Annotated in this window: 8 protein-coding genes; 1 reads left to right on the top strand and 7 read right to left on the bottom strand. The window is 61.9% G+C overall.

The genetic code is table 11. The annotated features are described in order from the left end of the window. The 7 genes from MOV74_RS22730 to MOV74_RS22755 form a co-directional block, all read right to left on the bottom strand. A partial coding sequence (locus MOV74_RS22730; protein ID WP_246927156.1) for an HAD-IA family hydrolase occupies nucleotides 1-519 on the bottom strand: 519 nt, incomplete at its 3' end. 13 nt (nucleotides 520-532) lie between these two features. Continuing rightward, entirely contained in the window at nucleotides 533-1,147 is a 615-nt protein-coding gene (locus tag MOV74_RS40840) for a reverse transcriptase domain-containing protein (RefSeq protein WP_258719546.1), read from the bottom strand. Then, nucleotides 1,090-1,791 (bottom strand): reverse transcriptase domain-containing protein, encoded by a 702-nt coding sequence (locus MOV74_RS40845; protein WP_258719547.1) that lies wholly within the window; start codon nucleotides 1,789-1,791, stop codon nucleotides 1,090-1,092. The genes MOV74_RS40840 and MOV74_RS40845 overlap by 58 nt, the downstream gene beginning before the upstream one ends. A 517-nt stretch (nucleotides 1,792-2,308) precedes the next feature. After that, nucleotides 2,309-5,290 carry an excinuclease ABC subunit UvrA gene (gene uvrA / locus MOV74_RS22740; protein WP_246927158.1) on the bottom strand — a complete coding sequence of 994 codons (2,982 nt, stop codon included), beginning with the start codon at nucleotides 5,288-5,290 and terminating at the stop codon, nucleotides 2,309-2,311. A gap of 284 nt (nucleotides 5,291-5,574) precedes the next feature. Then, a complete protein-coding gene (locus MOV74_RS22745) occupies nucleotides 5,575-6,321 on the bottom strand; it encodes an outer membrane protein (RefSeq protein ID WP_246927164.1) in 747 nt (248 codons plus the stop codon). A gap of 223 nt (nucleotides 6,322-6,544) precedes the next feature. After that, nucleotides 6,545-7,237, bottom strand: a complete 693-nt coding sequence (locus MOV74_RS22750) for an outer membrane protein (protein WP_246927167.1) — start codon at nucleotides 7,235-7,237, stop codon at nucleotides 6,545-6,547. A 228-nt stretch (nucleotides 7,238-7,465) separates the two neighbouring features. After that, nucleotides 7,466-8,215 (bottom strand): outer membrane protein, encoded by a 750-nt coding sequence (locus MOV74_RS22755; RefSeq protein ID WP_246927169.1) that lies wholly within the window; start codon nucleotides 8,213-8,215, stop codon nucleotides 7,466-7,468. 447 nt (nucleotides 8,216-8,662) lie between these two features. On the opposite strand from MOV74_RS22755, the gene MOV74_RS22760 reads away from it, so the two are divergent. Continuing rightward, nucleotides 8,663-9,084 (top strand): single-stranded DNA-binding protein (locus MOV74_RS22760; protein WP_246927172.1); only part of this gene is annotated, 422 nt, incomplete at its 3' end.

Raw genomic sequence — 9,084 nt, forward strand, 5'->3', positions numbered from 1 at the left:
GGCAATTCCCGCCGCCCGCGCCGCCTCGATGTCTCGGACCTCGTCGCCGATCGCAATCACCTGGGCAGGCTCCACGCCGGCGCGGCGGATGACCCGGCGGAATTTCGCGGCCTTGCCGAACAGCGATGCCGAGCAATCGAAATGTGAGAACAGCGCGGCGGCCTCGCCAAGCTTATCGCGCGCATTGGCTTCGCTATCGGACGTCACCAGCGCGAGCTGCACGCCGTTCTCGGCCAGCGTCCGCAGCATCGTCTCGACACCCGCAAACAGCGAAATCTCCGCTGCCGCCTCCGCCTTCAACCGCCGCGCATGCCGCGCGATCGCCGGCAGCTTCCACAAGGGCACATCGAGGCGGCCGAGAATCTCCCGCGTCGAGGCCTGCCGCAGGCCCTCGACGTCCTCATCAGCGACACGACGAAAATTGAAGCGATCGGCGATGTCGTTAACGACACGCAGGAACCAAGGGAAGCTGTCGGCGAGCGTGCCGTCGAGATCGAAGATGACGAGGGCGTAGGGCATGGGAGAAGGAGCGTTACCAACCGAGATCGTGCAGCGGCTCTGGGGCCGAAACATTCTCTATCGAAAGAAAGCGCTTCTTTGCGTCATCGAGAGTCCCGATCACTTTTGCGCCAAAGATGTCGGTATATAGATTTGATTGCACTTTTTTCATCGTGCGCTCTAGGTCAGACAAAAGGCGTACGTAGTTGTCGGCTTGGTGATAGGCTCCAAGATAAGCCGCAACGGATCTGGATAGCGCGACGACAGCGTCGCTCAGGGTCTTAATGTTCGAAGATTTCACAATGTTTGAGTAAGCGTATTCCGTTTCGAGTCGATCTTGGATTCTGAGGATTTGCTTGGGGGAGACACGGGCCACGTATTTCGACGGAGTTCCGAGAAATGCTATTTCCAACCCTAAGAACAACACGTGCTTTTCAGGGCCGTGAAGAGTTGTCTTTGCTTGCGATAGCTTTAGGCCGGCTCGCGCGAGCTGGCCTTCCACGAACTGCTGGCCACGCTGTGCTTCCTCTCTCGAGCCGAAAAATAGCAGGAGATCGTCTGCGTAGCGGACCATTGGGATTTTGCGTCGCTCTATGGCGTGGTCAAATCTAGACAGCACCAAGTTTGCAAGAAGGGGTGATAACGGCATGCCTTGGCGTATTCCCGACCCATGGCGGATGCCTTGACGTGCGCTCTCGCTTGTACATCGGGGGGTCCCTTGATCTCGCAGTCGATCGCATTGCAGATCAACGGGACCAGACTGTGATCTTGAAGGGTTGCCGCAACTTTTCCTTTGAGCAGTTGGCGCGGCACCTGGTCGAAAAAGCTTTCGATGTCTGTCTTGAGACACCACTCGTAAACGGACCTGAGTTCGACAGCTCTCGCGATGGCGTTTGCAGTCCCTAGTCCTCGTATAAAGCCGAACGACGACGAGTTGTGGATGGGAATCCTTTGTGAAGTGACGAGATACTCGACGATCGTTCTCTGAACCAGCCGGTCTCGAACTGTCGGGATGCAAATCACCCGCTCCTTGTTGGACCCTTCCTTCTCAATAAATACAGGTCGCAGTCGCGAGAACCCATAACTTCCATTGTGGAGACGTTTGACGACTTCGTCGAGATTGGAGTCGAGATTGGCAGCGAATTGCCGCGCGGATTCATTGTCGATCCCGGGCGCTCCCGCTCGCTTGCTTGAATCGCGTGACTCGTCCCAAACATGCCGCAGGCGGGACTTGGCAAGGATTCGACGAGGCCTGCTTCGCAGGGCACTACCCACAGGCTTAGGTTCGAGCATGGGTGCAGCCTAAGCCTGATGGAAGTGGCGACACGATTGCGTCGATGACGCACCTGTTGTGTCGGCGACGTTCGCAGCCGGCACGCTTGCGCGCGTCGATCGCAACGTCACTCTGGTCCCCGCACTAAGAGACAGACTTGCATCCAGCTCAAAAGCGGCCTGTTCAAAGTAGGTCCAAATCACGCAGAGCGCGATTAGAACAAAGCATGAACAGGTGGTGTTGTGATACCGTTCCCCGACCCGGGCGGCGCCGTTACAAATGCGCTTAGCCCGCTTCGACTTCTGCACCCCAGGCATGGGCACCTCCGTTTGCTCCTGGCGACACGATTGCGTCGATGACGCACCTGTTGTGTCGGCGACGTTCGCAGCCGGCACGCTTGCGCGCGTCGATCGCAACGTTCCAAGAACAGACGTTTGTGAGGGTCGTCCCCGAGAGAGAAACAATTCCCAACGGGGTGAACATATGACGAACTGGCGCCAAGCGCCAGTCCTATGCTCCTCTATCCACAGGGGCAGCTCACTCCGCCGCCTCGCTTGTCCGCCCGCGCTTCGGCTTCCCCGCCTTCTTCAGCACCGGCGCCAGAAACTTGCCCGTATAGCTCCGCGGCGCCTTCGCGATGTCCTCCGGCGGGCCCCAGGCGACGATCTCGCCGCCGCCGTCGCCGCCTTCGGGGCCGAGGTCGATGACCCAGTCTGCGGTCTTGATGACTTCGAGGTTGTGCTCGATGACGACCACCGTGTTGCCCTGCGCGACCAGTTCGTGCAGCACCTCCAGCAGCTTCTTGACGTCGTGGAAGTGCAGGCCGGTGGTCGGCTCGTCCAGGATGTAGAGCGTGCGGCCGGTGGCGCGCTTGGACAGCTCCTTGGCCAGCTTGACGCGCTGGGCTTCGCCGCCGGAGAGCGTCGTGGCCTGCTGGCCGACATGGATGTAGTCGAGGCCGACGCGATGCAGCGTCTGGAAGGTCTCGCGCACGCGCGGCACCGCCTTGAAGAAGTCGGCGGCTTCCTCGACGGTCATGTCGAGCACGTCGGCGATGCTCTTGCCCTTGAACAACACCTCCAGCGTCTCGCGGTTGTAGCGCTTGCCCTTGCAGACGTCGCAGGTGACGTAGACGTCGGGCAGGAAGTGCATCTCGATCTTGATGACGCCGTCGCCCTGGCAGGCCTCGCAGCGGCCGCCCTTGACGTTGAAGGAGAAGCGGCCGGGCTCGTAGCCGCGCGCCTTGGACTCGGGCAAGCCGGCGAACCATTCGCGGATCGGCGTGAAGGCGCCGGTGTAGGTCGCCGGATTCGAGCGCGGGGTGCGGCCGATCGGCGACTGGTCGATGTCGATGATCTTGTCGATGTGCTCTAGGCCCTCGATGCGGTCGTGCGGGGCGGCGCCTTCGCTGGCATTGTTCAGCTTGCGGGCGATGGCGCGGTAGAGCGTGTCGATGAGGAGCGTCGACTTGCCGCCGCCGGACACGCCGGTAACGCAGGTGAACAGGCCGAGCGGAATTTCGGCAGTGACGTTCTTGAGGTTATTGCCGCGCGCGTTGACCACCTTGATGGTGCGGCGATGGTTCGGCGGCCGCCGCTCCGGCACCTCGACCTCGAGCTCGCCGGTCAGGTACTTGCCGGTCAGCGATTTCGGGTTGCGCATGATCTCGGCGGGCGTGCCTTCGGCGATGATGTTGCCGCCATGCATGCCGGCGCCGGGGCCGATGTCGAGGACGTGGTCGGCGAGGAGGATGGCGTCCTCATCATGCTCGACCACGATCACGGTGTTGCCGAGGTCGCGCAGTCGCTTGAGGGTGTCGAGCAGGCGGGCGTTGTCGCGCTGGTGCAGGCCGATCGAAGGCTCGTCCAGCACGTAGAGCACGCCTGTCAGTCCCGAGCCGATCTGTGAGGCCAGGCGAATGCGCTGGCTCTCGCCGCCGGACAGCGTGCCGGAGGAGCGGGAGAGGGTGAGATAGTTGAGGCCGACGTCGAGCAGGAAGGTGAGGCGCTCGCGGATCTCTTTCAGGATACGTCCCGCGATCTCGTTCTGCTGCGTGTTCAGCGCATCAGGCACGGTCTCGAACCATTCGCCGGCCTTCCTGACCGACAGTTCCGAAATCTCGCCGATATGCTTGGTGCCGATCTTGACGCACAGCGCCTCGGGCTTGAGCCGGAAACCCTTGCAGCCCTCGCAGGGCACGTCGTGGAAATACTTCGCCAGCTCTTCGCGCGCCCATTCGCTTTCGGTTTCGCGATAGCGGCGGTTGATGTTGGTGATGACGCCCTCGAACGGCTTCTTGGTGTCGTAGGAACGCACCCCGTCCTCGTAGGAGAACTTGATCTCGTCCTCGCCGGAGCCGTGCAGGATCGCGTTCTGCGTCTTCTTCGGCAGGTCTTTCCACTTGGTGGTCAGCGTGAATTTGTAGTGCTTGCCGAGCGCGGTCAGCGTCTGCACGTAATAGGGCGATGACGATTTGGCCCAGGGCGCGATCGCGCCCTTGCCGATCGCGAGCTCCTTGTCGGGGATCACGAGGTCCTCGTCGACATGCTGCTCGACGCCGAGGCCGCCGCAGGCGGGGCAGGCGCCGTAGGGGTTGTTGAAGGAAAAGAGTCTGGGCTCGACCTCGGGAATCGTGAAGCCGGAGACCGGGCAGGCGAACTTTTCCGAGAACAGGATGCGCTCGGGCCCGCTCTTGTCGTGGATTTTTGCGGTTTTCTTTTTCTCTTCTGCAGGCGCGGCCGCAGCAGCCGGTGCATCGGCATACTCGATGACGGCAAGGCCCTCGGCCAGCTTCAGCGCGGTCTCGAAGCTCTCGGCGAGACGCTGGCCGATGTCGGCGCGCACCACGATGCGGTCGACGACGACGTCGATGTCATGCGGGAATTTCTTGTCGAGCGTCGGCGCTTCCGCCAGCTCATGGAAGGTGCCGTCGATCTTGACGCGCTGAAAGCCCTTCTTGAGCCATTCGGCGAGCTCCTTGCGGTACTCGCCCTTGCGGCCGCGCACGACGGGTGCGAGCAGATAGAGGCGGGTGCCCTCGGGCAGCGCCAGCACGCGGTCGACCATCTGCGAGACGGTCTGGCTCTCGATCGGAAGGCCCGTGGCCGGCGAATAGGGCACGCCGACGCGCGCCCAGAGCAGGCGCATGTAGTCGTAGATCTCGGTGACGGTGCCGACGGTGGAGCGGGGGTTCTTCGAGGTCGTCTTCTGCTCGATCGAGATCGCCGGCGACAGGCCGTCGATCTGGTCGACGTCAGGCTTCTGCATCATCTCCAGGAACTGGCGCGCATAGGCCGACAGCGATTCGACGTAGCGGCGCTGGCCCTCGGCGTAGATCGTGTCGAAGGCGAGCGAGGATTTTCCGGAGCCTGACAGGCCGGTGAACACCACCAGCTTGTCACGGGGAATCTCGACATCGATGTTCTTGAGGTTGTGCTCGCGCGCGCCACGGATCGTAATTGCGCGCAGGTGTGCCCCCGCGTTCTGCTGTTGGCGCTTCGCCTTAATCACTTCATCCATCCGAGTTGCCCTCAAGGAAGCCCAAAGGCTCGCGATCGCGCCAACGTCAAGGCGCGCTTCGCCCGGAACCGGGATCGGCGCCGATGGGGTTGGCAGCGAACGTAGGAAGAACGCGGGCGGATTTCCAGAGGGAGTTGCGAATCGTCAACGGATTGTTGGCGCGCTGGCGGCATCTGGCAGGAGCGGGGCGAGCGGAACCTCGCAGGACGTGCCCGCAAAACAAAAAGGCCGGCGCAAGGCCGGCCTTTCGTGACGATGTGACGTCGATAGATCAGGACTTCCGATCAATACCGGGCGACGACGGGGCCGCCAAAGGTGTAGTTGAGGCGGACGGTGCCCATGTCGACGTCCTGCTTGATACGGTCGATGCGATCGTTGACGCCGAGAATCGTGAACGAGTTGTTGCGCTTGCCCATGAACAGATGGTCGTACTCGATCGCGACGGACCAGTTCGGAGCGAAACCGAATTCCACGCCAGTGCCGACCGCGCCGCCCCAGCGAGTCTCGGTGGCGCTATCGAGGACGACGCCGCCCAGCAGACCGTTATATTTGGCGTGCGTGACGGCCGCGCCACCCTTCACGTACCAGAGCACGTTGTTCCAGGCATAGCCGATCTGGCCGGTGAACAGGCCAATCGCATCGATCTTGGTCTGGTTGACCAGCGGTCCAAGCACAATGCTCGTGTTCGAGCCCTTCAGGTTGGCCCAGTCGCCCTGAGCTTCGAGACCGAACACCCAGTTGGCCGACTGCCAGCGATAGCCCACCTGGCCACCGACGACGCCGCCGGTTGCATTGTGGCAGCCTTCAGCCGTGTCCGGTCCCGCAACGCCAAAGATATTGTTGACGTCCCAGCAATTGCGGCTCGAGGCGCCACCGCCGTTGAGACCGATATAGAAACCGCTCCAATTATAGATTGCGATCGGCGCGACCGGAGCCTTGGTGTAGGGGCGGGCCGCCAAATCGGCCGCCGAGGCCGGTGCCAACGCGCTGAGTACGAGCAAACCGGCCGAAGCCAGCAAAATCTTCTTCATATCGATTCCCCAGTTCCGTTTCTCGATTTTGCCTTCCAAAAAGCGGAAGAGCAGCGGACCTACAACCCAGTTGATGTCGTAGCTTTACACCATTGAAGCCAAAGGTTGTGTCACCCGAACGCCACATCTCGCGAAAAATGCCAGCCGGCAGGCGGGTGGCGCGCACAAACAAAAAGGCCGGCGCAAGGCCGGCCTTTCGTAACGCGATGCGTTGGAGCGAAGCTTAGTACTTGGCAACCACCGGGGCGCCGAAGTGATAGTTCACGCCGACCTGAACGGTGTGGAAGTTGAGCGTGCCGGTGGGCACGGCGCCCGAGAAGTAGGTCTCGCCGCCGAGGCTGCGATAGAGGTACTCGCCCTTGACGGTCCAGTTCGGAGCGAAGAACGCCTCGACGCCCGCACCGACGGTCCAGCCCGAGTGGAACTTGCTGTCGGAGATGCTCACGCCGAGAGCGCTGGCGCTCAGCTTGTTGTCGATCCAGGCATAGCCACCCGTGCCGTAGAACAGGACGTTGTTGACGGCCCAGCCGATGCGGCCGCGAACGGTGCCCATCGCATCCGTCTTCGAGCTCAGAGTCGCCGTGGCAACACCGAAGCCGGGGACGAGGATCGGACCGGTGACGGACGCGCTGACGTCAGCCCAGGCAGCATCGGCCTCGAGGCCGAACACGACGTTGCCGGTCTGCCAGTTGTAGCCGGCGGTGCCGCCGACGAAGCCACCCTTCATCTTCGGGTCGCCGGAAGCGTTTTCCCAGGCGCCGCCACCGACGATACCGAGGTAGAAGCCGGTCCAGTTGTAGACCGAAGCCATCGGAGCGACCGGAGCCTTGGTGTAGGGGCGAGCCGCGAGATCAGCAGCCGAAGCGGGGGCCGCCAGAGCGAACAAACAGGCCGAAGCCAACAAAACCTTCTTCATTTTCAACTTAATCCCAGTCCCAGTTTCTGTTGTTGCCTTCCGCGGGCGGAAGGGCAGCGGACTCTGTGTCCAACTGACGCCGTACTTACACCACCAAAGCCGCAAGTTGTGTCTCCGAAAAGCCACAGGGTGCCCAAAACGTAAGCGTGACTGACTCATCTGGCTTGCGGTCAAACGAAAAAGGCCGGCGCGAGGCCGGCCTTAGACTTCAATGATGTCAGAGGGATATCAGTACCTGGTGGTGCCCAGCCCGCCCCAGTTGAAGTGATAGTTCACGCCTGCCTTGACCGTGTGAACGGTATCGGTCCACTCGGAGCGGTTGGTGGGCACGGCGGTGTACTGGATCGAGCTGCTGCCGAAGTCGATGTAGTTGTATTCGACCTTGGCCGACCAGTTCGGAGCGAACATGTATTCCGCGCCGGCGCCGACGGTCCAACCCCAGCGGGTGTTGTTCTGGATGAAGACGTTTCCGGGGATGCCATCATAGCGGTGCTGAATGTCGCCGACTGCAGCGCCACCGCTGACGAACAACAGAGCGGGGCCGGTCGAGTAGCCGAGACGGCCCTTGATGTCGCCGAAGCCGCGGATTCTCGTGAAATAGGTGTCGCCGACGCCGGCATTGATCTCGGCAGACCGACCGTTGATGTCAGCCCAGTGGTAATCACCCTCGATGCCGAACACGACCGGACCCGACTGCCAGTTGTAGCCGAACACGCCGCCGACAAAGCCGCCGGTGGTGTCGTAATTCTGCGATCCAGCAAAGATCGCCGTATTCGGAGCGCCGAAGAAGGTTTCGTCGCTGCGGCCCCAGGCACCGCCGCCCTGCACACCGACGTAGAAGCCGGTCCAGGTATAGATCGGAGCGGGCGGCGCGACCGGCGCCTTCGTGTAGGGACGGGCCGCGAGGTCCGCAGCACCGGCCGGAGCCGAGAGGGTCAGCGCAACCGCGCCGGCCAAGCCGAACAGGATCTTCTTCATTGCAATCTCCCCAGTCGTGTCCGCCTCTCACTGTTCCCCGAGGCGGACTATCAGGCGCGAGGCCCATTTGCATCAATTCGAGGCACAACGATAGCCCGATTGGGCGGCAGAGTCCGTGCCCGGAGCGCAACAGTTGAGGGTAATCGACCTGCCCCTAACTTAATGAATGTTAAGTGGTATTTGCCGTTCATGGGAACTCGAGTGGGTTCCATTCCCATTGCCATCACGGCGCCATATAGACGCCATCCGGTCTCCACATTTGGCGGCGATTTCTGCGGGAACAAATCTGGAACAGATTGGCGGTAGGTGCTATATAGTGGGGATAACCCTGGGGTGACGGACTGAGCGGCGCCCGCAAGTGTATAGGGTCGCTTCAACAGGCGCAGAGGAACGCGGGTAGCGGGCTCGGCCTTTTGAATTCAGTGGCATTCGGAGTGGAGAGCGGCGATGGCGGGAAGCGTCAATAAGGTCATTCTGGTTGGAAATCTCGGCAAGGATCCTGAAATCCGCCGCACCCAGGACGGGCGGCCGATCGCGAATCTGAGCATCGCCACCTCGGAGACCTGGCGCGACAAGAATTCCGGCGAGCGCAAGGAGAAGACCGAGTGGCACCGCGTCGTGATCTTCAATGAGGGTCTCTGCAAGGTCGCCGAACAATACCTGAAGAAGGGCGCCAAGGTTTACATCGAGGGCGCGCTCCAGACCCGCAAATGGACCGATCAAAGCGGCGTCGAGAAGTACTCGACAGAGGTGGTGCTCCAGGGCTTCAACTCGACGCTCACGATGCTCGACGGCCGCGGCGGCGGCGGTGGAGGCGGCAGCTTCGGCGACGAGCCCGGCGGCGATTTCGGCTCCTCCGGACCCGTCAG

The sequence above is a fragment of the Bradyrhizobium sp. SHOUNA76 genome (genome assembly GCF_023006445.1).
GTDB lineage: Bacteria > Pseudomonadota > Alphaproteobacteria > Rhizobiales > Xanthobacteraceae > Bradyrhizobium.

Excerpts from the sequence above, each read along its gene's own strand:
- MOV74_RS40840 (WP_258719546.1), bottom strand. The coding sequence starts at position 1,147 with ATGCCGTTATCACCCCTTCTTGCAAACTTGGTGCTGTCTAGATTTGAC.
- MOV74_RS40845 (WP_258719547.1), bottom strand. The coding sequence starts at position 1,791 with ATGCTCGAACCTAAGCCTGTGGGTAGTGCCCTGCGAAGCAGGCCTCGT.
- uvrA (WP_246927158.1), bottom strand. The coding sequence starts at position 5,290 with ATGGATGAAGTGATTAAGGCGAAGCGCCAACAGCAGAACGCGGGGGCA.
- MOV74_RS22745 (WP_246927164.1), bottom strand. The coding sequence starts at position 6,321 with ATGAAGAAGATTTTGCTGGCTTCGGCCGGTTTGCTCGTACTCAGCGCG.
- MOV74_RS22750 (WP_246927167.1), bottom strand. The coding sequence starts at position 7,237 with ATGAAGAAGGTTTTGTTGGCTTCGGCCTGTTTGTTCGCTCTGGCGGCC.
- MOV74_RS22755 (WP_246927169.1), bottom strand. The coding sequence starts at position 8,215 with ATGAAGAAGATCCTGTTCGGCTTGGCCGGCGCGGTTGCGCTGACCCTC.